This window comes from Brenneria sp. hezel4-2-4 (assembly GCF_013155275.1).
GTDB lineage: Bacteria > Pseudomonadota > Gammaproteobacteria > Enterobacterales > Enterobacteriaceae > Brenneria.
This window is the reverse complement of sequence record NZ_JABJXS010000009.1, coordinates 96,005-119,895: the sequence shown is the minus strand read 5'-3', so window position 1 is coordinate 119,895 and position 23,891 is coordinate 96,005. Positions and strand designations below refer to the sequence as shown.

Below are 23,891 nucleotides of genomic sequence, written 5' to 3'. Positions count from 1 at the left end.
ATATGCAGTTTCAGATTTCCCATCACAGCTTCAGCCCATCCTCCCGCGCGTAGCACATTAGCGTCGCGGGTTCTTTCATAGAGAAGCCGTGAACCGTTTTTAGCGTCATTTTCCAATCAGGAAAGCCTTCAGACGGCAGGATACCTTCAGAACCGACCCGGCATAAGACATAAAAAAATCCGGAAGCGAACTAACGCTTCCGGATTTACGATTAACCGCGCTATACGTTTGCCAGGTTAGCGGTCAGTCTAGCCTCCGCGTACGCGGCAAGCTGCGATTACTGGCCTTTTACTTCTTTCAGACCGTTGAACGGCGCACGGTTACCCAGCGCTTCTTCGATACGGATCAGTTGGTTGTACTTGGCAACACGGTCAGAACGGCTCATGGAACCGGTTTTGATCTGGCCGGCCGCAGTACCTACCGCCAGGTCGGCGATGGTGGCGTCTTCAGTTTCGCCAGAACGGTGAGAGATAACCGCCGTGTAGCCGGCATCTTTCGCCATCTTGATCGCCGCCAGAGTTTCGGTCAGAGAACCGATCTGGTTGAATTTGATCAGGATGGAGTTGGCGATGCCTTTGTCGATGCCTTCTTTCAGGATCTTGGTGTTGGTTACGAACAGGTCGTCACCAACCAGCTGGATTTTGTCGCCCAGAACTTTGGTCTGATAAGCAAAACCGTCCCAATCAGACTCATTCAGACCATCTTCAATAGAGACGATCGGATATTCTTTGGTCAGACCTTCCAGATAGTGGGTGAACTCCTGAGAAGTGAAGGTTTTGCCTTCGCCTTTCAGTTCGTAGTTACCGGTTTCTTTGTTGTAGAACTCAGAAGCCGCGCAGTCCATCGCCAGAGTCACGTCTTTACCCAGTACATAACCGGCTTTTTCTACCGCTTCTTTGATGGCGGCCAGTGCCGCAGCGTTGGATTCCAGGTTCGGCGCATAGCCGCCTTCGTCGCCGACGGCAGTGTTCATGCCTTTGGCTTTCAGCACTTTTGCCAGCGTGTGGAACACTTCAGAACCGATACGAATCGCTTCCTTAACGGTTTTCGCGCCAACAGGTTGAATCATGAATTCCTGAATATCAACGTTGTTGTCCGCGTGCTCGCCGCCATTGATGATGTTCATCATCGGCAGAGGCATAGAGAATTTGCCCGGCGTGCCGTTCAGTTCAGCAATGTGTTCGTACAGCGGTTGGCCTTTGGATGCCGCGGCGGCTTTGGCGCTGGCCAGAGAAACAGCCAGAATCGCGTTGGCGCCGAATTTGGATTTGTTTTCAGTACCGTCCAGGTCGATCATGATTTTATCGATGTTCGCCTGATCTTTCGCGTCTTTACCCAGAATAGCCTGAGCAAGCGGACCGTTTACCGCAGCAACGGCTTTGGTTACGCCTTTGCCCAGGAAACGGGATTTGTCACCGTCGCGCAGTTCCAGCGCTTCACGCGAACCTGTGGAAGCCCCTGATGGCGCGGCAGCCAGACCGACAAAACCGCCTTCCAGATGCACTTCAGCTTCAACAGTTGGATTTCCGCGGGAGTCGATGATTTCACGACCGATGACTTTAACAATTTTGGACATTAGATTTTCCTCAGTACAAGTTAAACTAAAACCTCAGACGAACAACGCGCGATCTTCAGATCGCGCGTTGCTGACAAAACCCTTACTTCACCTGACGCTTTTGGTACGCGCCGGCGGCTTTGACAAATCCGGCAAACAGTGGGTGTCCATCACGCGGCGTCGATGTAAATTCCGGGTGGAACTGACAAGCCACGAACCATGGATGATCGGGCAATTCGATGATCTCCACCAGTTTGCGGTCGGCGGAAAGACCAGCAACACGTAATCCCGCCGCTTCAATCTGCTTCAACAACATGTTGTTGACTTCATAACGATGGCGGTGACGTTCAACAATCGTCTGTTCACCGTAAAGCTGGCGCACCAGGCTGCCTTCGGTCAAATGGCATTGCTGCCCGCCGACGCGCATGGTGCCGCCCAGATCGCTCGCTTCATCACGTACTTCAATATTGCCATCTTCATCGCGCCATTCCGTGATTAACGCAATCACCGGGTACTTACAGTCTGGCACAAATTCGGTCGAGTTTGCCTCATTCATACCGGCAACGTTACGGGCAAACTCCATTAATGCGACCTGCATTCCCAGGCAAATGCCCAGATAAGGCACATTATTTTCGCGGGCATAACGCGCCGCCATCACTTTGCCTTCGACGCCGCGGTAGCCGAACCCGCCCGGGATCAGAATAGCATCCAAATCTTTCAGCATCTCGACGCCGCGGGTTTCAACATCCTGCGAGTCGATAAGCTTGATATTCACCGTCAGACGGTTTTTCAACCCGCCGTGCTTAAGCGCTTCAATGACGGATTTATAAGCGTCCGGCAGCGCGACGTATTTGCCAATCATGCCGATGGTCACTTCGCCGCCCGGATTCGCCTCTTCGTACACGACCTGTTCCCATTCGGACAGGTTCGCTTCCGGGCAATCAAGGCTGAATCGTTTACAAATATAATCGTCCAGGCCCTGTGATTTCAATAGCGCCGGGATTTTATAAATGGAATCAATGTCTTTAAGGGATATTACTGCTTTTTCCGGCACATTACAGAATAAAGCAATCTTTGCACGCTCGTTGGCAGGCACGGTACGGTCAGAACGGCAAATCAGCACATCCGGCTGAATACCGATGGAAAGCAGCTCCTTGACCGAGTGCTGAGTCGGCTTGGTTTTCACTTCACCGGCCGCCGCCAGATAAGGAACCAGCGTCAGGTGCATAAACAGCGTATGCTCGCGGCCCACTTCAACCGCCATTTGGCGAATCGCCTCAAGGAAGGGCAGAGATTCGATATCCCCTACCGTGCCGCCGATTTCAACCAGCACCACATCATGCCCTTCGCCGCCTTCAAGGATGCGCTCTTTAATCGCGTTGGTAATATGGGGGATAACCTGAATCGTGGCGCCCAGGTAGTCGCCACGGCGCTCTTTGCGCAGTACATCAGAGTAGATTCGGCCGGTGGTGAAGTTATTACGGCGCGACATCTTGGTGCGGATAAAGCGCTCGTAGTGACCCAAATCCAGATCGGTTTCCGCGCCGTCCTCGGTGACGAACACTTCGCCGTGCTGTGTCGGGCTCATCGTGCCCGGATCCACGTTGATATACGGGTCCAGTTTCATGATGGTAACGTTGAGGCCACGGGCTTCAAGAATAGCCGCCAGAGAGGCTGCGGCAATGCCTTTACCCAGAGAGGAAACGACCCCGCCGGTCACAAAAATATAATTAGTTGTCATGCTGAACCTGAGAGTTTAGGTTTAAAGACGATGGAAGACCAAGACGGGAAAGTAGTATACCGGAACCTGATGAACGCCACAAATGTTCGTTTTACTCATCGTGGCGACATGAAAGATAAACGGTCTTTAATGGCTTTTTTCCTGCTGTTTAACCTGCTGCCACGCGGCTTCCATCTCTTCCAGCGTTGCCTGTTCCAGCGTTTTGCCAGACGATGTAACGATCTGTTCTACCTGGCGAAAACGGCGGCTGAACTTGCGGTTGGCTTCCTGCAACGCACGCTCCGCCTTGTGCCCCAGGTGACGTGAAAGATTGACCGTGGCAAATAATAAATCACCGATTTCTTCACCCAGTTTTTGTTCATCAACCACGGCCTGCCGGGCTTCATGCATCACTTCATCAATCTCTTCGTACACCTTGTCGACAACCGGCCCCAGGCTGTCCCAATCAAAACCGACAGACGCGCAGCGCTGCTGAATTTTTTGGGCTTTCATCAACGCGGGCAAGGCTTCGGGAATATCATCCAGAGGCGAATGACGATCTTTTTGCGCCCGCTCCTGCGCTTTTGTCTGTTCCCAGTTCGCCAGCACCGCCTCGCTGTCGGCAAGCTGAGCATCGGCGAAAATATGCGGATGACGGCGCTCCAGCTTGTCGCTGATGGCGTTACAGACGTCGGAAAAATCAAACAGCCCTTGCTCCTGCGCCATCTGCGCATAGAACACCACCTGAAAAAGCAGATCGCCCAACTCGCCGCGCAAATCATCAAAATCTTTGCGGCTGATGGCATCCAGCACTTCGTAGGTTTCTTCCAGCGTGTAAGGCGCGATGGTGTCGAATGTCTGTTTACGATCCCACGGGCAGCCGTTTTGCGGATCGCGTAGGGTTTTCATAATGGCGAGCAGGCGCTCAATAGCGGGTGAAGTCATAGTATTCCTGATAATGAGGGCTATGCCCGAACTAAGTTAATAACAACGGCAATGGAACCAGAATATTTCACCGTTTTGTTCTTCCGGGCGTAAAAAATTGTGCTGAGGTGAACATGACCGCCGAGTGAGCCGCATGGACGCGGCGAAAGCCAGTGCCGCGTCGGGAACGCGTCACTGGCGGCTCGATAAGCGGACATGGGCGCCGAAGGAACCGCGCAGCGGCACAATTCCCGCCCAAAGCCTGGGTTCTGAGGGATGCGGCAATTGAGCATCCCTCAGTCGGGCGTGGTGGTGGCGCCACAAAAAACGACGTCACTCAACACGCACGAAACCTTCCACCGCAACAACATAAACAAGATTTTATAACCTACGGTTTGAAAAGCCGAAGACTCTAGTCATCCCCCCTGCTGGCGGCGGGCATCAATCACATCCGGCAGTTGATTGAGCTTGGCTAACACCCGGCCCAGCACCTGCAAGTTGTAGATCTCCATTTCCATATCGATGGTGGCCAGTTGCTGTTTGGTGTCGCTGCGGCTGGAGACGCCCAGCACGTTGACTTTTTCATTCGCCAAAATGGTGGTGATATCCCGCAGTAACCCACTACGATCGTTAGCGATGACCCTCACCACCAGCGAATAGCCGCTGGAGTAGCTTTCTCCCCACACGGCCTCGACGATACGCTCCGGCGCATTACTGCGCAGATCGTCCAGTTGCTCGCAGTCAGCCCGGTGAATGGATATTCCGCGGCCGCGGGTAATAAATCCGGTGATTTCATCCCCCGGGATCGGTTGGCAGCAACGGGCGATGTGATGCATCAGGTTGCCGACGCCTTCAACCACAACCCGGCCGTTATCTTTGCTACGCGTAGCCGGCGGCTGGGATTTCTGCGTCAGTTGACGCAACGCTTCGCGATCCTGCTCTTCGGCGCTGGGCTGCTTAAGCTGCGATTGCAGGAAATTCACCATCTGATTGAGGCGAATATCCCCGCCGCCGATCGCCGCCAGCAACTCATCCAGCGAATTCACGTTATAACGCGGCAGCAACAGTTTCTCGGCGGCTTTCAGGCCGATCCCCAAATGCTCCAGCTCATCGTCCAGAATCTGACGGCCGGCCAGAATGTTCTTGTCGCGATCCTGCTTACGGAACCAGTTGTGAATTTTTGAACGCCCGCGGCTGGTGGTGATGTAACCCAGGTTAGGGTTCAGCCAGTCACGGCTCGGGTTGGGCTGCTTCTGGGTGATCACTTCGATCTGATCGCCCATCTGCAACTGATAGGTGAACGGGACAATCCGCCCGCCGATTTTCGCGCCGATGCAACGGTGACCGATATCGCTGTGAATGTGGTAGGCGAAATCCAGCGGCGTCGAGCCAGCGGGCAGATCGATCACATCCCCTTTCGGCGTAAACACGTACACGCGATCGTCAAATACCTGGCTGCGAACTTCATCCAGCACATCGTCCGAATCCGCCATTTCTTCCTGCCAGGCGATCAGCTTACGCAGCCAGGCAATCCGCCCCTCATAGCCGGTACGGCCGCCGGCGACCGTGCCTTCTTTATATTTCCAGTGCGCCGCCACGCCCAGTTCGGCATCTTCATGCATCTGCCGGGTACGGATCTGAATTTCAAGCGTTTTGCCTCTTGGCCCCAGCACTACCGTATGAATGGACTGGTAGCCGTTCGGTTTCGGATTGGCGACATAGTCATCGAACTCGTCCGGCAGATGACGATAATGGGTATGCACGATACCCAGCGCGCCGTAGCAATCCTGCAAACGCTCCACCACAATCCGCACCGCGCGCACGTCAAACAGTTCATCGAACGACAGCGATTTTTTCTGCATCTTGCGCCAGATACTGTAGATATGCTTAGGACGGCCGTAAATTTCCGCCTGCACACCCTCTTCTTTCATTGCGACGCGCAGCGTTTTGACAAAGTCATCGATATACTGTTCGCGATCGATACGGCGCTCATGCAGCAGCGTTGCAATACGCTTGTACTCTTCAGGGTGCAGGTAGCGGAAGCAAAAGTCTTCCAGTTCCCATTTGAGCTGCCCGATACCCAGCCGATTGGCTAACGGCGCATAAATATTGGTACATTCTTTCGCCGCCAGCACCCGCTCTTCTTCCGGGGCGTCTTTCACTTCCCGCAGATGAGCGATGCGCTCCGCCAGCTTGATAACCACGCAGCGGAAATCTTCCACCATGGCCAGCAGCATACGACGGATGTTATCGACCTGCTCAGAGGCGACGGAATCATTCTGCGTGGCCTTTAGCTGACGAATCGCATCCATGTCGCGCACGCCGTGCACCAGTTCAGCGATGCTTTTGCCGAAGGTTTCCGCCAATGTGGTTTCATCCACCACATCGGCATTGGCTAATGGAAACAGCAGCGCCGCGCGCATGCTGTCGTTGTCCATGCTCAGCGTGGACAGGATTTCCACCATTTCGATACCGCGCCACAACAGCAACATGGCGTCAGGATGATCTTGGGTCTGCCGTTCACAGTAACGCCAGGTTTCGGCTAAACGTTCACATGACTGCTGACTGGTTATGCCAAGCGAAGCAATCCACGCATCGGGTACAAACTCGCCAGCCGTATTCAAATGCGCACTTCTTACCGCAACCATAATTTCTCCCTACCTTACCGCCCCATCGGAATCGCGCAAAAACAGCGCCATCGACTCCAGATGGCCGGTATGTGGAAACATATCCAGCATAGTAACATTCGCCAGCCGATAACCGGCGGCGAGCAGGATTTTACTGTCGCGCGCCAGCGTGGCGGGGTTACAGGAAACATAAACCACCCGCTGCGGGGCCAGTTTGACAATCTGCGTCATCACCCCTGCGGCGCCAGCGCGTGCCGGATCCAACAATATCTTATCAAAACCTTGGGCGGCCCACGGCTGCGCGGCGACATCATCTTCAAGATTTTGGTGAAAAAATGTGACATTGGCGAGTGAATTGCGCCGGGCGTTCTCTCGCCCTTTTTCCACCAACGCCATCACACCTTCGACGCCAACCACGCTCGCCGCGCGCTGTGCCAGCGGGAGGGTAAAATTGCCCATCCCGCAGAACAGATCCAGGATTCGGTCCTGTGGCTGAACATCCAGCCAGATCAGCGCCTGGCTGACCATTTGCTGATTAACCGCATCATTGACCTGAATAAAATCCCGCGGACTGAATGCCAACGTTAGCCCGGCAACATGGTATACCGGCTCTTCGCCGGACAGGCAGGTCAGGGCTCCCGCCTCGGGCGCCAGATAAACCGACACTCCCTGTCGCTGCGCAAAATCACCTAACGCCTGACAGTCGCTCTGACTCAACGGATCCAGATGGCGCAGGACCAGCAGCGGGCCGTTATCCGCCTGCACCAGTTCCACATGCCCTAATCGTTTTACCGCCTGCAAGCGGCTCAGGCAGTCACGCAACGGCGTCAGCAGTTTTTCCAGTTCCGGCCGCAATATCGGACAGGCCCGGACATCGACCAGATCGTGCGAACCCGCCTGACGATACCCCATCAACAGGCGTTGCTGTTTCGCCTGATAGTATAACGCAAGCCGCGCCCGCCGCCGGTAGGCATAAGACGGCCCGGCAATCGGCGCGACAGGCGATGACGCCGCCCCGGTTTCCCGCGCCATCAGGCGTACCAGCGCCGATGCCTTACTCTGCTGTTGCAGCGCGCTATCGGCATGCTGTTGTTGGCACCCGCCGCACACATTGAAATGCGGACATCGTGGTTCAACCCGCTGCGGGCTGCGCGTCAGTAAACGTATAAGTTTAGCATGAGCAAACTGACGCTTTTCTTCCGTCAACTGAACGTCGGCTCGTTCCCCCGGCAGCACGCCGCCGACAAAAATCGTCTTGCCCTGATGACGCGCCACGCCCTGACCGAAAGGGTCAAGGCTGTCCGCCGTCACGGTTAGCATTCGCCGGGTCGCCACGCGCCGGTTTGGAGAGTAGAATTGCGCCATAATTTACGATCGTTTTATCAATACAATAATTTTTAAGCTTAATTCTCCCACATTGGACCCTTATGACCAAACACAGTCTGCGTGCGCGCATGTTGATACTGATTTTGGCGCCGACGTTGATGATCGGTCTGCTGATCAGTACCTTTTTTGTCATTCACCGCTATAACCAATTGCAGGCGCAATTGGTTGACGCAGGGACCAGTATTATTGAACCACTGGCGATCAATAGCGCTTACGCCATTGCCAAACACCAGCAGGACACGATTCAAACGCTGATCAATACGCTTCACCGCCAACATTCCAATATCGTCAGAACCATCAGCGTTTTTGATAATAAAAATCAGCTGACCGTGACGACCAATAATCGTCAGAACACGTTATTGCAACACCTGACCCGCGAGGCGACCGCTAACAACAGGTTGTCTTTGCACCATACCGAGAACTCGCTGATCCTGTATATGCCGATTTTGGCTGACAACGAGCTTATTGATGACGACTTAACGCCGCCGCTGCCGGGCGCTATGGCGTCGGTTGGCTATCTTGCCGTTGAGTTGGATACCAACGCCATCAAACTCCAGCAATATCAGGAAATTTTTATCGCCGGCTTACTGTTGCTGCTGTGTATGGGCGTTTCCATTCTGTTCGCCTATCGTCTGATGCGGGACGTCACCGCGCCGATTCGCAATATGGTCGAAACGGTCGATCGAATCCGGCGCGGACAACTGGATAGCCGGGTTGAAGGTTATATGCTGGGTGAGCTGAATATGCTGAAAAACGGCATTAACTCGATGGCGATGTCGTTGACCGCCTACCACGAGGAGATGCAGCAAAATATCGATCAGGCGACCTACGATCTGCGGGAAACGCTGGAACAAATGGAGATCCAGAACGTCGAACTGGATCTTGCCAAAAAACGGGCGCAGGAAGCCGCGCGGATCAAATCCGAGTTTTTGGCTAATATATCGCACGAGTTAAGAACGCCGCTGAACGGCGTCATAGGCTTTACCCGCCAGACCCTGAAAACCTCGCTGAATCCGACCCAGACCGATTATCTGCTGACCATAGAGCGCTCCGCCAATAACCTGCTGAACATCATTAATGATGTGCTGGACTTCTCTAAACTGGAGGCGGGCAAGCTGGTATTGGAAAACATTCCCTTCTCATTACATAACACGCTGGACGAAGTGGTGATGCTGCTGGCCCATACCGCGCATGAAAAAGGGCTGGAGCTCACGCTCGATATTCAGCATGACGTCCCGGAGCAATTTATCGGCGATCCGCTGCGTATTCAGCAAATCATCACCAATCTGTTGGGTAATGCCATTAAGTTTACCGAACAGGGCAATATTGATATACGGGTGGAAAAACGCCGCCGGGAAAACCATCAGGTTCAGTTGGAAATCCAGATTCGCGATACCGGCATCGGCATTGCCGAACGCCAGCAGTCGCAGCTGTTTCAGGCATTCCGTCAGGCCGACACCAGTATTTCGCGACGTCATGGCGGAACCGGACTGGGGTTGGTTATCACTCAGCGACTGGTCAAAGAAATGGGCGGCGATATCAGCTTCCATAGTCAGTTAAATAAGGGATCGACGTTCTGGCTGCATATCAACCTGTCGTTGAACCCCCATGCCGCGCCCGCCAATAACACAGACAGAATGCAGGACGGCAAGCATCTGGCGTATATCGAATCCAATCCGGCGGCGGCGCAGGCCACGCTGGATATCCTCAGTCAGACGCTATTTACCGTAAGCTACAGCCCGACGTTGGAACAGCTCCCTGAAGGATCTTTCGATATCCTGCTGTTAGGCATTCCCGTGCATTACCGCAACACCTTGTTCGACTATACGCCCAGATTACGCGACGTCTGTCGGCGCGCGCCCTGCGTGATCCTGGCGCTGCCCAGTCTTGCTCAAATGGATGCGGAACAGCTGAAAATGTTCGGCGTTCACGCCTGCCTGAGCAAGCCGATCTCCGCGCCCCGTCTGTTGCCGCTACTGCAAAACAGTTCGCTTTTCCCGTTGTCGTTTCTGCCGGAAAATATCATGGCGCTTCAGCCGCCGTCACCCGCCCCGGCACGCCTGCCGCTAAGGGTGATGGCCGTGGATGACAATCCGGCCAATCTGAAACTGATCGGCACCCTGCTGGAAGAACAGGTGGAAAACATCATTCTGTGCGAAAACGGCATGGACGCCATTGCTCAGGCCAGAGAGCACGATATCGATATCGTGCTCATGGATATTCAGATGCCGGAGATGGACGGCATTCGCGCCAGCGAATTAATCCGCCAACTCCCCCATCATGCCCAAACGCCGATTATTGCCGTTACCGCCCATAGCCTGAGCAATGAACGCGAGCAGCTATTACAGGCCGGTATGGATGATTATCTGGCAAAACCGATTGACGAGCAGATGCTGAAAAAAGTGCTGTTCCGGTATTCTCCCGCCAAAGGCGTCATTGCCCCGCCGGATAAACGCGACGATAGCCAACCGTCTCTGGACTGGACGCTGGCGCAGCGGCAGGCGGCCAATAAACCGGAGCTGGCCCGGGAACTGTTGCAGATGCTGTTGGACTTTCTGCCAGAGGTACGTCAACAGGTTGCAGACCTGCTGAAAGGCCAGCCCAACGACGACATCGTCGCGCTGATCCACAAGCTGCATGGCAGTTGCAGCTACAGCGGCGTACCGCGATTGAAACAAATCTGCTGTTATCTGGAACAACAGCTGCGCCAAGGGGTCGATGCCAAGGCGCTGGAACCGGAGTGGCTGGAACTGCTGGACGAAATCGACAACGTCAACGAGGCGGCGCGGTCGCAGCTAACAAGCGCCCCCTCAGGATGAACGCCGGAGCAGACGCATTCCGCCGCCATTGAACACGCATCGCGGCGCGGAATAAATCGTTACGATAAATCTTTCGACAGCTTAATCGTCGCCGCAATATTACGCGCCGTCATACGCACATTCTCTGCGGCATTATCCAGGGCTTCTTCCAATGAACAGATGTTGTAAAGGACGCTGAACACGGCATCCAGACCATGCTCATGCACAATCCCGACATCAGCGGTCAGGCTGCCGGCGATACCGATCACCGGTTTATGGTGGCGTTTGGCTACCCGGGCAACGCCAATCGGCACCTTGCCATGGATCGTCTGGCTATCAATACGGCCTTCGCCGGTAATCACCAGAGACGCATCCCGAACCAGTTCATCCAGCCCCAGCGCTTCGGTGACGATCTCAATCCCCTGCCGCAATTCAGCGCCGCAAAAAGCCTGTAGCGCGGCGCCCATTCCGCCGGCGGCGCCTGCGCCGGGAACATGCTCGACATCCATATCCAAATCGTTACGGATGACAGCGGCGTAATGCTTCAGCGCATTGTCCAACTGTTCGATCATCGCGTCTGTCGCCCCTTTTTGCGGGCCAAAAACCGCGGACGCGCCCTGTTTGCCGGTCAGTGGATTGGTGACGTCGCAGGCCACTTCAAAGCGACAGTCTTTAATACGCGGATCCAACTCGCCGATATCAATACTCGCCAGCTTGTCGAGCTGTCCGCCGCCATACCCGATCTGTTCGCCGGATGCGTCAAGCAGCTTCGCCCCCAGCGCCTGAACCATGCCCGCGCCGCCGTCATTGGTCGCGCTGCCGCCAATGCCGATGATGCAATGTTTCACGCCATGATCCAACGCGCAGCGAATCAACTCGCCCGTACCATAGCTGGTGGTCAGTAGCGGGTTACGCTGTTGCGCGGGAACCCGTTCTAATCCACTGGCGGCGGCCATCTCGATGAACGCCGTTTTTTCATCGCCAGACAGACCAAAAAATGCCTCGACACTATCGCCTAACGGATCGGTAACCTTAACCTTGACAATCTCTCCGTGCGTTGCCGCCACCATGGCTTCAACGGTGCCTTCGCCGCCATCCGCAACCGGCAATTTGACATAGCAGGCATCAGGAAAGATCTCACGAAACCCTGCTTCAATTTGCGCAGCAACTTCTTGTGCAGATAGGCTTTCTTTATAAGAATCCGGTGCGATAACTATTTTCATAAGCGATCCGATTTCATAAACGTTCCGATTTCATCAATAATCCGCGCAGTTGAATCGGCGTTTATCAGCATGATTACCCCGATATCCAGACCGGCATACAACCGCGTATGCCGATCCGACAACGCTCACATAGGCCTTATCGCGTAACTTCAATCTTAGCCAGTTTCTCGTAATAGCAGGCCAATGCGCTGTGATCGGCCGATCCCAGATCGTCCGCTTTCAGCGCCTGCATCATTTCCATCACCGCGGCGGTCAGCGGCAACTGCGCGCCCACGCCGTGCGACGTATCCAGTGCGTTCGCCAAATCTTTAATATGCAAATCAATGCGGAAACCCGGTTTAAAGTTGCGATCCAGAACCATCGGCGCTTTGGCTTCCAGCACGGTGCTTCCCGCCAGGCCGCCGCGAATCGCCTGAAACACTAAATCAGGATTAACGCCGGCTTTCGTCGCCAATACCAGTGCTTCCGACATCGCCGCGATGTTCAGCGCCACAATCACCTGGTTCGCCAGCTTAGTGACGTTACCGGCGCCGATATCACCGGTATGCACGACAGAACCGGCCATCGCCTTGAGGATCTCAAAACAGCGATCGAACAGCGATTTGTCGCCGCCGACCATAACCGACAGCGTGCCATCGATCGCTTTCGGCTCGCCGCCGCTGACCGGGGCATCCAGCATGGCGATCTCTTTTTCCGCCAACGCCGCCGCAATTTCGCGGCTGGCCAGCGGCGCGATCGAACTCATATCCACCACGATGCTGCCGGCGCGCGCGCCTTCAATAACGCCGTTTTCGCCCAGCACCACCTCTTTTACATGCGGAGAGTTGGGCAACATGGTAATAATGATGTCGCATTGCGCCGCCACTGATTTCGGCGTTTCCGCCGCCGTCGCGCCGGCAGCAACCACTTCGGCCACCGCTTCCAGATTTCTGTCCATCACGACTAATGAGTAACCCGCTTTCAGCAGATTTTTACTCATCGGTTTTCCCATGATGCCGAGTCCAATAAAACCAATTTTCATCGTTGTAACCTCATTGTCTGATGTAATTAACACTCGCGATTAACCGTGGGATCACGGTTTAAACTTGTCGCACAACGCCTGCGTGGCGCCGCGGAAAACACCCAAATCGCTGCCGACGGCAACGAAAGTCGCCCCCCACTCCATGTATCGCCGGGCATCGGCCTCAGCCGGCGCCAGGATACCGCTGGGTTTGCCGTGTGCGGCGGCACGGTCGAAGATATGACGAATGACGCGCTGAACCTCCGGGTGGTTGGGTTGCCCCAAATACCCCAGCGCGGCGGAGAGATCGCCTGGCCCGACGAAAATACCGTCCACCCCGTCAACCACCGCGATGGCATCCAGATTGTCGACCCCTTGCTGGCTCTCTATCTGCACCATGACGGTAATGTTGTCGTTAATGGTGGCGAAGTAATTAGGCTCTGTTCCATACCTATTACTGCGATGGGCAACAGAGACGCCGCGGATACCGGCGGGCGGATAACGCGTAGACGCGACGGCCCTGACCGCCTCTTCTTCCGTTTCCACAAACGGGATCAGGAAATTATTGAAACCGATATCCAGCAAACGTTTGATGATCACCGGCTCATTGCATGGCGGACGGACAACCGGCGCGCTGTTGCTGCCTTTCAATGCCATCAACTGCGGAATAAACGTGGTGATATCGTTGGGCGCGTGTTCGCCATCCAGAACCAGCCAGTCAAATCCGGCCAGCCCCAGCACTTCGGTTGAAATCGGGTTGCCCAGCGCGCACCAGCAACCAATCACGGTTTTCCCCTGACGTAAATCCTGACGAAAACGGTTAGGTAATAGCGTATTACTCATAATAACCTTCTGTTTAATTCGTATTGCGACAGCCAATAAATGACGGAAACAATCATCAGTTATCAGCTTTTCTTTAATTCCATACGTTTGATTTCACCCACAACCAGCAAATAGCACAGCATTGCCATTATTGCGGAGATACCGACAAAAAGCAGAGCACTGTTAAAAGAGTGTAATTCTTTGACTAAATAACCAATAACCAGTGGCGTAACAATAGATGCTACATTGCCAAACACATTAAATACGCCGCCGCACAGGCCGACAATTTCTTTAGGCGCGGTATCGGAAATCACCGGCCAGCCTAACGCGCCGAATCCTTTACCAAAGAAAGCCAGCGCCATCAATGACACAACCAGCACATTACTGTCGGTGTAATTACAAAGAATAATGCTGGATGCCAGCAACATACCTAATACGATGGGAATTTTACGCGCCGCGGTTAACGAAAAACCTCGTTTTAACAACGCATCGGATACCACGCCGCCCAATACCCCGCCGATAAAACCGCACAGCGCCGGAATGGCGGCGATCAGACCGACTTTCAAAATAGACATTCCCTTTTCCTGCACCAGATAAATAGGGAACCAGGTCAGGAAGAACCAGGTAATACTATTAATAAAGTATTGTCCGAGAAATACCCCCAGCATCATACGATTGGAGAGAAGCTGTTTTATATAGTCCCATTTAGGGCCATCGCTATTTTTACTGTCGCCTTTCTTGTGATCCATATCAACAACAGCGCCGCCTTTAGAAATATATTCAAATTCCTGCGGGCTGATGCCAGGGTGATCGGTTGGATTATGGATAAATTTCACCCATACAATGGTTAAAACGAATCCCAATCCCCCCATGACCAAAAAGACGTGTTCCCAACCCCATTGGTAAGTTAACCAACCCAGGATGGGAGAGAAAATCGCCAGAGAGAAATACTGCGCGGAATTGAAAATAGCTGATGCGGTGCCGCGTTCTTTGGTGGGAAACCAGGCGGCTGTGATGCGGGCATTCGCAGGGAAGGACGGCGCTTCAGAAAAACCTAACATGAAACGCAGCGCAAACAGCGTAATGGGGGCCCAGATTAAGGGAACCCAATCGACGAATCCTTGCAGGAAAGTGAACAATGACCAGAAAAAGATACTGTAGGCGTAAACTTTTTTTGAACCAAAGCGATCCAGCAACCAACCCCCGGGGATTTGCATCACCAGGTATGACCAGCCAAATGCGGAAAAAATATACCCCATATGCACCGCATCCAACTGTAATTCCGCCGCTACGGCCGAACCGGCTATCGATAATGTTGCACGATCCGCATAGTTTATGGCGGTAACGGTAAATATAATTAACAATATGATGTAACGGACATAGGTTTTCTTTTTATTTATAAGGACGGCATCGGAATTCATAAACACCCCTTCTCTATCGTTATTAGTATGTTAACTCAAACACGCTAAAGTGATATTTTTCATTGATAATTTGAGTTATTTTAATTTTCAGACGCAAATCATGTTAAATAAAAACATTCATTAGCAGATTTCGCCACGAGCATGACAATTCGCAATCAGTATAAAAATGACGCCACAGAATAGCATTGTTAAAATGCACAATAATTCATGAGAAATTAGCGTTATTTCTTGCGTTATGCACATGAAGTTGCGATTAATATCACACTATTCTTTTCCATCCATAGTGGCGGCATATAAAAAGTGAGTGAGATCACAGAGAGTAGGCAATTCGCCTGATTATTCCATATTATAACCGGCGAAGATTATTCAATTGCACAATGCGGCGCGATACAATAATCAGATATCATGTTGGTAAAACGTGGATTACCCATACTAAAAAGACGAGAATTTCCTGGTTTTCTGAATAAATATTAACTGGAGACATTATGTCACAGAACAAACAGAATTCCGTGCAGGCATTTTACATTAAAGTCCATGATGACGATAATGTTGCAATCATTGTTAATGACAATGGCTTACGCGCCGGCACCCAATTTGATACTGGATTAACATTAATTGAGCATATCCCTCAGGGGCACAAAGTCGCCCTGGTCAATATTGCCAAATCCGGCCCCATTATTCGCTATGGCGAAATCATCGGTTATGCCTTAAGGGATATCCCTCAGGGCAGTTGGATTGATGAATCGCTGGTGGAATTACCCCAAGCCCCGGCGCTGGAAACCTTGCCGTTGGCCACCAAAGTCCCGGCCGATCTCCCCCCGCTGGAGGGGTATACGTTTGAGGGTTATCGCAATGCGGACGGCAGCGTCGGCACGAAAAACCTGCTCGGCATTACCACCAGCGTACATTGCGTCGCCGGTGTGGTTGACTATGTGGTTAAAATCATCGAACGGGATTTACTGCCTCGCTATCCGAACGTCGACGGCGTCGTAGCGCTTAATCATCTCTATGGCTGCGGCGTCGCCATCAATGCCCCGGCGGCGGTAGTGCCGATACGCACCATCCATAATCTGGCGCGAAATCCCAACTTTGGCGGCGAAGTGCTGGTTGTCGGCCTGGGTTGTGAAAAATTACAGCCGGAACGCCTGTTGGAAGGCACGCCGGATGTACAAGCTATCTCGCTGGATGACAGCAGCATTGTACGTTTGCAGGATGAGCATCACGTCGGCTTTAAGTCAATGGTGGATGATATTCTGACCATGGCCGATCGGCATCTGCAACAGTTGAACAAACGTCGGCGTGAAACCTGTCCCGCCTCCGAGCTGGTGGTTGGTATGCAATGCGGCGGCAGCGACGCCTTTTCCGGCGTGACGGCGAACCCGGCGGTCGGCTATGCATCCGATCTGCTGGTACGTTGCGGCGCCACCGTGATGTTTTCAGAAGTGACCGAAGTGCGTGACGCCATTCATTTGCTGACGCCGCGGGCCATTAACCAAGAGGTCGGCAAACGGCTGCTGGAAGAGATGGCCTGGTACGACAGCTACCTTGATAACGGCCAGACTGACCGCAGCGCCAATCCCTCGCCCGGCAACAAAAAGGGCGGCCTGGCCAACGTGGTGGAAAAAGCGCTGGGCTCTATTGCAAAATCAGGCACCAGCGCCATTGTCGAAGTGCTGTCGCCGGGGCAGCGCCCCACCAGACGCGGCCTGATTTATGCGGCAACGCCGGCCAGCGACTTTGTTTGCGGTACGCAGCAACTGGCTTCCGGCATCACCGTACAGGTATTTACCACCGGTCGCGGCACACCCTATGGCTTACTGGCCGTTCCCGTCATCAAAATGGCGACCCGCACGGTGCTGGCAAATCGCTGGTACGATCTTATGGATATTGACGCCGGAACCATCGCGACAGGCGATGCGACGATTGAAGACGTTGGCTGGCAACTTTTCCACTTCATTCTGGACATCGCCAGCGGCAGGAAGAAAACCTGGTCCGACCAATGGGGGCTTCACAACCAATTGGCCGTCTTTAACCCGGCGCCGGTAACCTGATTGACGTCTTACTGTTGCTATGGCCAGAATCGATTCTGGCCATTCTATTTATTAAGTAAAAAACTGGTTTTTGACTGGAGATCAATTTAATAAATACCTCCCTTTAAAAACACGGGCCGAAAAGTAGAAAGAAACCACAATCAGCAACATTCCATACCAGAAACTTAAATAACCGCCCAATAAAATTTAACAAAACCAATGTATTTGACTATCCGGGTAAATATCATTATTTACCGTTTTGTTGAATAGGTTTATCATTTAAAACCACCGCCTTGAATAATCATCTCCCACCAATGATTTATTTATAATAAAATGAATCAATTGACAGCAGGAACCTCATCATCATAAATTCATACAAGCTGATAACCGGGTAATTGTATTCGGTAAATGATTCTCAAAAAGAAAAGCTTATCGTTTATTATTACTTATCCAATAAAAGCCAATAGCATATGGCCCCCAAAAAAAATCAGCGTATCTAATTGAATACATTAACAGCAATAAAAGTTACCGGGGTTTCTGATGAGATTAAATACACCTGTCACACAGCAGGAGTATCTGTTAGACATGGACACGACATTAATGTCCACAACAGATGTTCACAGCCATATCACTTATGCCAACTCCGCATTCATCAACGTCAGCGGTTTTTCCGAGGATGAATTAATTCATCAACCGCACAATATTGTACGCCACCCGGATATGCCCGTTGAAGCCTTTGCCGATATGTGGTTTACCTTACAACAAGGCGACAGTTGGACCGGACTGGTAAAAAACAGACGTAACAACGGCGATCATTACTGGGTGCGCGCCAACGTCACGCCGGTGTACCATCAAAATCAACTCACCGGTTATATTTCCGTGCGTAATACGCCAAGCGCCGATGAAATTAAAGCCGCGGAGCCGCTGTATGAAGCAGTGAGGAAAAAGCAGGCCGGGAGCCGGCGGTTTTACAAAGGATTGGTGATTCGAACCGGCCTATTTTCCCCGCTGTCGATATTACAGAAACTGCCCGTTCGCTGGCGCTTGCGCCTGGCAATCCTGATGGCGGGAATTGTTCCCCTATTACTTTCTCTCGGCGGCATCAGCCCGCTTTGGCTGCTTATCCTTACGCTCCCCTTAATCTTTCTGCTTGATCGCTTTCTACAACGGCAGATTGCCCAGCCGCTGAACATGATCCTGAAACAGGCGCAACATATCGTTTCCGGTCGGAAAGGAAAGTCGGTACACCTGAACCGGGTTGATGAAATCGGCCTGCTGCTGCGGGCCATCAACCAGTTCGGACTCAACCTGCATTCTCTGGTCGATGATGTCGGTACGCAAGTTCAGGGCATGACCGACGTCAGTCACAGGCTGGCCGAAAACAATCTCGCGCTGAATACCCGCACCGAGGAAACTTCCGCCAACCTACAGCAGACCGCCGCGGCCATTGAGCAAATTACCGCCGCGGTTCAGCAAAGCTCTGAAACCGCCGGCCAGGCAACGCAACTGGCGGAAACCGCCAGCCGCACCGCCGTAAAAGGCGGGGAGATCATGAAGGAAACCATCGACATGATGGATTCCATTTCCGAAGCCAGTAATAAAATTGTCGATATTATCGGCGTAATCGACAGCATTGCCTTCCAGACCAACATACTCGCCTTGAATGCCGCCGTTGAAGCGGCCCGCGCCGGCGTTCAGGGCAAAGGATTTGCCGTCGTGGCGGCCGAAGTCCGCAATCTGGCGCAGCATTCCGCTTCTGCCGCGAAAGAGATCAAAACGCTGATTGACGCCAACGTGGCAAGCGTCAAATCAGGCGGCCATATGGTGGAAAATGCAGGCAAACATATCAGCGATATTGTGCATGAAGTGCAGCACGTTTCCGCCATGATCAAAGAGATCAGCCATGCCACCCGCGAACAAACCTCCGCGCTGGGGTTAATCAACACCTCCATTGCGCAGATTGAAGAAATGACGCAACGAAATACGGATATGGTCGCACAGTCAACGGAAGCGGCGGAAAGGCTGAATCATCAGGCTATGCGCCTAAATAGCGCCATTAATGTTTATGGAAGTTAATCCGCATAAGACACATTTAGTTACATATGACATAACTAACTTAACAGTATAGTTGGCTTTTAATATCAAAATTCTTTCAAGGAAAAAGAATAACAGGACGATAATAAATGAGCACAACTTTGTTTGTGCACATTTATCAGGAGGAAAAATGTCAGGTATAAGCGCAATTTCATCGGTGAGTAGTTCATCGACCAGCAGTGAAAACTACACGCAAAAAATAAATAAATTAACTCAACAACTTGAAAAACTGACAGAGAAATTGACAAATGTATTAAACTCTTCCGGTAGCGCAGAAGAGATTGAAACAGAGAGTCAAATGCTACAGGCACAAATTGAAGCCATTCAGGCGCAGATAGCCCAGCTTGAGGCTGCTCAAGCCCAACAAGACGTACAAGCACAGCAAACCGTAGATGAAACAAATACCACAAGCACCAGTACTGGCATTAAAGCCGACGGCGTTAATCGCCCGACGGAAGAAAACCAGATTAATGTTTACATCTAAATTCGAACGATAAACAAGGCATGAGGTAACAATCATGCCTTATTATTTTTTTTCAACGGCTTAACCAGCCCTTGCAGACCTTCTATCTTGATCGCCAACGTCATTTGCATCAGTTCCCCCAGTCGCCCGTTGGGAAACTCCCCTTTACGGGCAAACCACAGCAGATACTCTTCCGGCAAATCGATCAGCGCACGCCCCTGATATTTACCAAACGGCATCGGCATATTGGCGATCTCAATCAGATCTTCTTTTTCCACCGGCTCACTCTCCCAGCAAACGTATCATTTCAGCTTCATCGATAACCGGAATGCCCAGTTCCCGCGCTTTTGCCAGCTTGGAGCCTGCCGCTTCGCCGACAATCACCATATCCGTTTTTTTCGATACGCTGCCGCTGACCTTCGCACCCAGCGCCGTCAGCCGATCTTTGGCTTCATCGCGGGAGAGAATGCTCAGTGACCCGGTCAGCACCAGCGTCTTGCCGGCAAACGGACTGTCGATCTCTTCCGCTTTCACCACCCGCGGTTCAGGCCAGTGAATATTGATGCCGTCAGGCGCGGTCAACTCGCGGATCACCTTCCGGTTATGCTCTTCCTCAAGAAAGTGACGCACATGGGCGGCGACCACCTTGCCCACGTCAGGCACCTCCAGCAGCGACGCTTCGTCCGCGGCGAATAGCGCCTCAAGCGAGCCGAAATGCGCGGCAAGGTTGGCGGCGGTCGCTTCCCCGACATCTCGGATCCCCAATGCATACAGGAATCGCGCCAGCGTGGTGCTTTTGGCCTTCTCCAGGGCGCCAACCAGATTCTGCGCCGATTTCGGCCCCATTCGATCGAGGCCGGTCAATATACCGGCGCTCAGCCGGAAAAGGTCGGCGGGGGTTTCGACGTACTCTTTTTCCACCAGCTGGTCGATGATTTTGTCGCCCATGCCATCCACATCCAGCGCCCGGCGGGAAACAAAGTGCTTTAGCGCCTCTTTGCGCTGCGCCCCGCAAATCAGACCGCCGGTGCAGCGCGTAACGACCTCGCCTTCAACGCGCTCCACATCAGCCCCGCACACCGGGCAGACCACAGGGAACACAATCGGCCGGGTGTTTTCCGGCCGCTCCGACGCCACCACGCCGACAATCTGCGGAATCACATCGCCGGCGCGGCGGACAATCACCCGATCGCCAATCTGTAAGCCAAGACGTTCAATTTCATCCGCGTTATGCAACGTCGCATTGCTGACCATCACCCCCGCCACCGGCACCGGTTCCAAACGCGCCACCGGCGTAATCGCGCCGGTACGACCAACCTGAAACTCAACGTCGCGAACCCAGGTTAGCTGCTCCTGCGCCGGAAATTTAAACGCCACCGCCCAGCGCGGCGCGCGGGCGACAAACCCCAGACGCTCCTGCAAAGCCAAATCATCCACCTTGATGACCACGCCATCAATATCAAAACCCAGCGAGCCGCGCTCCTGTTCGATACGGCGGTAAAAATCGAGCACTTCATGGCTGCCGGTGCAGAGTTTGATGCGATCGCTGACCGGTAATCCCCACTGTCTGAACCGCATCAGTCGCTGCCAGTGACTGTCTGGCAGCGAGCCGCCCTCCAGCAGGCCGACGCCATAGCAAAAAAAGGTCAGCGGGCGTTTAGCGGTGATACGGGGATCGAGCTGTCGCAGCGAACCTGCCGCCGCATTGCGCGGATTGGCGAAAACTTTACCGCCGGTGCGTCGCGCTTCGTCGTTCAGTTTTTCGAAACCGTCATGTTTCATAAACACTTCGCCACGGACTTCCAGACGGCGCGGAATGTTCTCTCCCTTAAGACTCAACGGGATCGCGCCGATGGTGCGGATATTGCTGGTAATGTTCTCGCCGGTGGCGCCGTCGCCGCGCGTCGCCGCGCGCACCAGCACGCCCTCTTCGTACAGCAGGCTGACGGCCAGGCCGTCTAGCTTCAGCTCACAGCAAAAAGTCAGATCTTGCGCATTTTTTAGCCGATCGCCGATGCGTTTATTAAACGCCAGATAGCTGTCTTCATCAAATACGTTATCCAGCGACAGCATCGGCACTTCATGACGCACCTGTTCGAACGCCGCCAGCGGCGCCGCCCCGACGCGTTGCGTCGGGGAATCCGCCGTCACCAGTTGGGGATAGGTCTCTTCCAGACTTTTCAGCTCACGCATCAGCCGATCGTATTCAACATCCGGAATTTCCGGCGCGTCCTCCACGTGATACTGGTATTCATGATGACGCAATAAGGTGCGCAGTTCCGCCACCCGTGAGGTTGCCTCACGTACTTCGGTTGGCTCTTGATTCAATGGATTCATACCTGTTTCAGTCGTTTATTCAGCCTGCCCGGCCTTAATCGTATTAATAATATTGGTTGTGGAGCAGCCGTCTTCAAAATTCAGCACTTTGACTTCGCCGCCGTTGGCCCACACTTCTTCGCTGCCGGCGATTTCATGCGGCTGATAATCGCCGCCTTTTACCAGAATATCCGGCAACACCTCGGCAATCAGGCGCTGCGGCGTATCTTCTTCAAACGGCACCACCCAGTCGACGGCTTCCAGCGCCCCCAGCACAATCATGCGCTGCGCTAACGGATTAACCGGCCGGGTCGGCCCTTTCAGGCGCTTGGTTGAAGCATCGCTGTTCACCGCCACAATCAGGCGATCGCCAAGCTTACGGGCATTCGAAAGATAGGAAACATGCCCGGCATGCAGAATATCGAAACAGCCGTTGGTCATAACGATTTTTTCGCCGCGCTGGCGCGCCAGCGCCACCGCTTCTTTCAACTGCGCTTCGCTCATCACGCCAAACCCGGTGTCAGAGCGGCCGCGAATGGCGTTTTCCAGTTCGATCGGCGTTACCGTCGATGTCCCCAGCTTTCCCACCACCACGCCAGCGGCGGCGTTGGCCAGAAAACAGGCTTCTTCCAGCGAATTGCCGGCGGCCAGCGCCGCCGCCAGTACGCCGATAACCGTATCGCCGGCCCCGGTCACGTCATACACTTCCTGCGCCTGCGTCGGTAAATTCAACGGCGCCTTACCCGGTTGCAACAGCGTCATTCCCTGCTCGGAGCGGGTAATCAACAGAGCGGATAGCGCATAATCGGCCACCAGTTGCATACCGCGGGACACCAGCTCATCTTCATTTTTGCAGCGCCCGGCGACGGCCTCGAACTCCGACAGGTTGGGCGTCAGCAGGGTCGCGCCGTGATAGCGGGAAAAATCCGTCCCTTTGGGATCGATCAATACCGGCACGCCCGCCGCTTTCGCCGTCTGGATCATGGTTTGTACGTGGGTAAGCGCCCCTTTCGCGTAATCGGACAGTACCAACGCGCCAATATTCGGCAACGCCTGCTGGATACGCTCGACCATCGGCTGTGGATCGACGCCTTCAAAGCCCTCTTCAAAATCCAGCCGGATCAGTTGCTGGTTGCGGGATAACACCCGCAACTTAGTAATCGTCGGGTGCGTCGGCACCGAAACGAAATCGCACTTCACATTGACTTCGTTAAGTTTGGCGCTCAGGGCGCGGGCGGCGTCATCGATCCCGGTCAGGCCGACCAGCCGCGAACCCGCCCCCAGAGAGGCGATATTCATCGCCACGTTCGCCGCACCGCCCGGGCGTTCCTCAATCGTGTCCACCTTGACCACCGGCACCGGCGCCTCCGGTGAAATACGGCTGGTTGGCCCATACCAGTAACGATCCAGCATGACATCCCCAACCACTAACACCCCCGCACGGCGGAAATCAGGCAGCGTAACTTTCATTCCATACTCCAGGCTTATTTCGCATAATGCGCGCAATAATAT

Annotated in this window: 16 protein-coding genes; 4 read left to right on the top strand and 12 right to left on the bottom strand. The window is 53.5% G+C overall.

The annotated features are described in order from the left end of the window. Positions 1 to 277: 277 nt before the first annotated feature. The 5 genes from eno to rlmD all read right to left on the bottom strand — a co-directional run bounded on the left by eno (position 278) and on the right by rlmD (position 8,191). Positions 278 to 1,576 (bottom strand): phosphopyruvate hydratase, encoded by a 1,299-nt coding sequence (gene eno / locus HOY33_RS16410; protein WP_172291216.1) that lies wholly within the window; start codon positions 1,574 to 1,576, stop codon positions 278 to 280. 82 nt (positions 1,577 to 1,658) lie between these two features. Next, entirely contained in the window at positions 1,659 to 3,296 is a 1,638-nt protein-coding gene (gene pyrG, locus HOY33_RS16405; RefSeq protein ID WP_172291215.1) for a glutamine hydrolyzing CTP synthase, read from the bottom strand. Between the two features lie 126 nt (positions 3,297 to 3,422). Continuing rightward, positions 3,423 to 4,220: a nucleoside triphosphate pyrophosphohydrolase gene (gene mazG, locus HOY33_RS16400; protein WP_172291214.1), complete on the bottom strand. Its 798-nt coding sequence runs from the start codon at positions 4,218 to 4,220 to the stop codon at positions 3,423 to 3,425. A gap of 395 nt (positions 4,221 to 4,615) precedes the next feature. Further along, positions 4,616 to 6,847: a GTP diphosphokinase gene (gene relA, locus HOY33_RS16395; protein ID WP_172291213.1), complete on the bottom strand. Its 2,232-nt coding sequence runs from the start codon at positions 6,845 to 6,847 to the stop codon at positions 4,616 to 4,618. A gap of 9 nt (positions 6,848 to 6,856) precedes the next feature. Next, on the bottom strand, positions 6,857 to 8,191 hold the full coding sequence (gene rlmD / locus HOY33_RS16390; protein ID WP_172291212.1) for a 23S rRNA (uracil(1939)-C(5))-methyltransferase RlmD: 1,335 nt from the start codon (positions 8,189 to 8,191) through the stop codon (positions 6,857 to 6,859). Between the two features lie 62 nt (positions 8,192 to 8,253). On the opposite strand from rlmD, the gene barA reads away from it, so the two are divergent. Continuing rightward, complete coding sequence (gene barA, locus HOY33_RS16385) at positions 8,254 to 11,031, top strand: two-component sensor histidine kinase BarA (RefSeq protein ID WP_172291211.1); 2,778 nt, start codon at positions 8,254 to 8,256, stop codon at positions 11,029 to 11,031. Positions 11,032 to 11,090: 59 nt separating this feature from the next. Here barA and HOY33_RS16380 read toward each other — a convergent pair whose 3' ends face one another. The 4 genes from HOY33_RS16380 to HOY33_RS16365 form a co-directional block, all read right to left on the bottom strand. After that, a complete protein-coding gene (locus HOY33_RS16380; RefSeq protein WP_172291210.1) occupies positions 11,091 to 12,233 on the bottom strand; it encodes a glycerate kinase in 1,143 nt (380 codons plus the stop codon). A 136-nt stretch (positions 12,234 to 12,369) separates the two neighbouring features. After that, the gene (gene garR, locus HOY33_RS16375) at positions 12,370 to 13,281 is read right to left on the bottom strand and encodes a 2-hydroxy-3-oxopropionate reductase (RefSeq protein WP_330528040.1); all 912 of its coding nucleotides are present in this window, start codon (positions 13,279 to 13,281) and stop codon (positions 12,370 to 12,372) included. 24 nt (positions 13,282 to 13,305) lie between these two features. Then, positions 13,306 to 14,076 (bottom strand): 2-dehydro-3-deoxyglucarate aldolase, encoded by a 771-nt coding sequence (garL, locus tag HOY33_RS16370; protein ID WP_172291208.1) that lies wholly within the window; start codon positions 14,074 to 14,076, stop codon positions 13,306 to 13,308. Positions 14,077 to 14,138: 62 nt separating this feature from the next. Continuing rightward, a complete protein-coding gene (locus HOY33_RS16365; RefSeq protein ID WP_172291207.1) occupies positions 14,139 to 15,476 on the bottom strand; it encodes an MFS transporter in 1,338 nt (445 codons plus the stop codon). A gap of 485 nt (positions 15,477 to 15,961) precedes the next feature. Between HOY33_RS16365 and garD the strand changes: the two genes are divergently transcribed. The 3 genes from garD (at position 15,962) to HOY33_RS16350 (ending at position 20,084) form a co-directional block, all read left to right on the top strand. Further along, positions 15,962 to 17,527: a galactarate dehydratase gene (gene garD / locus HOY33_RS16360; RefSeq protein WP_172291206.1), complete on the top strand. Its 1,566-nt coding sequence runs from the start codon at positions 15,962 to 15,964 to the stop codon at positions 17,525 to 17,527. Between the two features lie 519 nt (positions 17,528 to 18,046). Further along, positions 18,047 to 19,582, top strand: a complete 1,536-nt coding sequence (locus HOY33_RS16355) for a PAS domain-containing methyl-accepting chemotaxis protein (RefSeq protein WP_172291205.1) — start codon at positions 18,047 to 18,049, stop codon at positions 19,580 to 19,582. Positions 19,583 to 19,730: 148 nt separating this feature from the next. Continuing rightward, complete coding sequence (locus tag HOY33_RS16350; RefSeq protein WP_172291204.1) at positions 19,731 to 20,084, top strand: FlxA-like family protein; 354 nt, start codon at positions 19,731 to 19,733, stop codon at positions 20,082 to 20,084. Between the two features lie 32 nt (positions 20,085 to 20,116). Here HOY33_RS16350 and HOY33_RS16345 read toward each other — a convergent pair whose 3' ends face one another. From HOY33_RS16345 to hldE, 3 genes are read right to left on the bottom strand one after another with little or no spacing between them, the layout of a single operon-like run. After that, positions 20,117 to 20,341 carry a DUF3820 family protein gene (locus HOY33_RS16345; RefSeq protein WP_172291203.1) on the bottom strand — a complete coding sequence of 75 codons (225 nt, stop codon included), beginning with the start codon at positions 20,339 to 20,341 and terminating at the stop codon, positions 20,117 to 20,119. Positions 20,342 to 20,345: 4 nt separating this feature from the next. Then, the gene (gene ligA, locus HOY33_RS16340; protein ID WP_172291202.1) at positions 20,346 to 22,400 is read right to left on the bottom strand and encodes an NAD-dependent DNA ligase LigA; all 2,055 of its coding nucleotides are present in this window, start codon (positions 22,398 to 22,400) and stop codon (positions 20,346 to 20,348) included. 15 nt (positions 22,401 to 22,415) lie between these two features. Beyond that, complete coding sequence (hldE, locus tag HOY33_RS16335; RefSeq protein ID WP_172291201.1) at positions 22,416 to 23,849, bottom strand: bifunctional D-glycero-beta-D-manno-heptose-7-phosphate kinase/D-glycero-beta-D-manno-heptose 1-phosphate adenylyltransferase HldE; 1,434 nt, start codon at positions 23,847 to 23,849, stop codon at positions 22,416 to 22,418. Between the last annotated feature and the right edge of the window lie 42 nt (positions 23,850 to 23,891).

What these genes read in the sequence shown, in the direction of transcription:
- garD (WP_172291206.1), top strand. Translation starts at nt 15,962, where the DNA reads ATGTCACAGAACAAACAGAATTCCGTGCAGGCATTTTACATTAAAGTC.
- mazG (WP_172291214.1), bottom strand. Translation starts at nt 4,220, where the DNA reads ATGACTTCACCCGCTATTGAGCGCCTGCTCGCCATTATGAAAACCCTA.
- rlmD (WP_172291212.1), bottom strand. Translation starts at nt 8,191, where the DNA reads ATGGCGCAATTCTACTCTCCAAACCGGCGCGTGGCGACCCGGCGAATG.
- pyrG (WP_172291215.1), bottom strand. Translation starts at nt 3,296, where the DNA reads ATGACAACTAATTATATTTTTGTGACCGGCGGGGTCGTTTCCTCTCTG.
- hldE (WP_172291201.1), bottom strand. Translation starts at nt 23,849, where the DNA reads ATGAAAGTTACGCTGCCTGATTTCCGCCGTGCGGGGGTGTTAGTGGTT.
- eno (WP_172291216.1), bottom strand. Translation starts at nt 1,576, where the DNA reads ATGTCCAAAATTGTTAAAGTCATCGGTCGTGAAATCATCGACTCCCGC.
- HOY33_RS16365 (WP_172291207.1), bottom strand. Translation starts at nt 15,476, where the DNA reads ATGAATTCCGATGCCGTCCTTATAAATAAAAAGAAAACCTATGTCCGT.
- HOY33_RS16380 (WP_172291210.1), bottom strand. Translation starts at nt 12,233, where the DNA reads ATGAAAATAGTTATCGCACCGGATTCTTATAAAGAAAGCCTATCTGCA.
- barA (WP_172291211.1), top strand. Translation starts at nt 8,254, where the DNA reads ATGACCAAACACAGTCTGCGTGCGCGCATGTTGATACTGATTTTGGCG.
- HOY33_RS16350 (WP_172291204.1), top strand. Translation starts at nt 19,731, where the DNA reads ATGTCAGGTATAAGCGCAATTTCATCGGTGAGTAGTTCATCGACCAGC.
- ligA (WP_172291202.1), bottom strand. Translation starts at nt 22,400, where the DNA reads ATGAATCCATTGAATCAAGAGCCAACCGAAGTACGTGAGGCAACCTCA.
- garL (WP_172291208.1), bottom strand. Translation starts at nt 14,076, where the DNA reads ATGAGTAATACGCTATTACCTAACCGTTTTCGTCAGGATTTACGTCAG.
- HOY33_RS16355 (WP_172291205.1), top strand. Translation starts at nt 18,047, where the DNA reads ATGAGATTAAATACACCTGTCACACAGCAGGAGTATCTGTTAGACATG.
- relA (WP_172291213.1), bottom strand. Translation starts at nt 6,847, where the DNA reads ATGGTTGCGGTAAGAAGTGCGCATTTGAATACGGCTGGCGAGTTTGTA.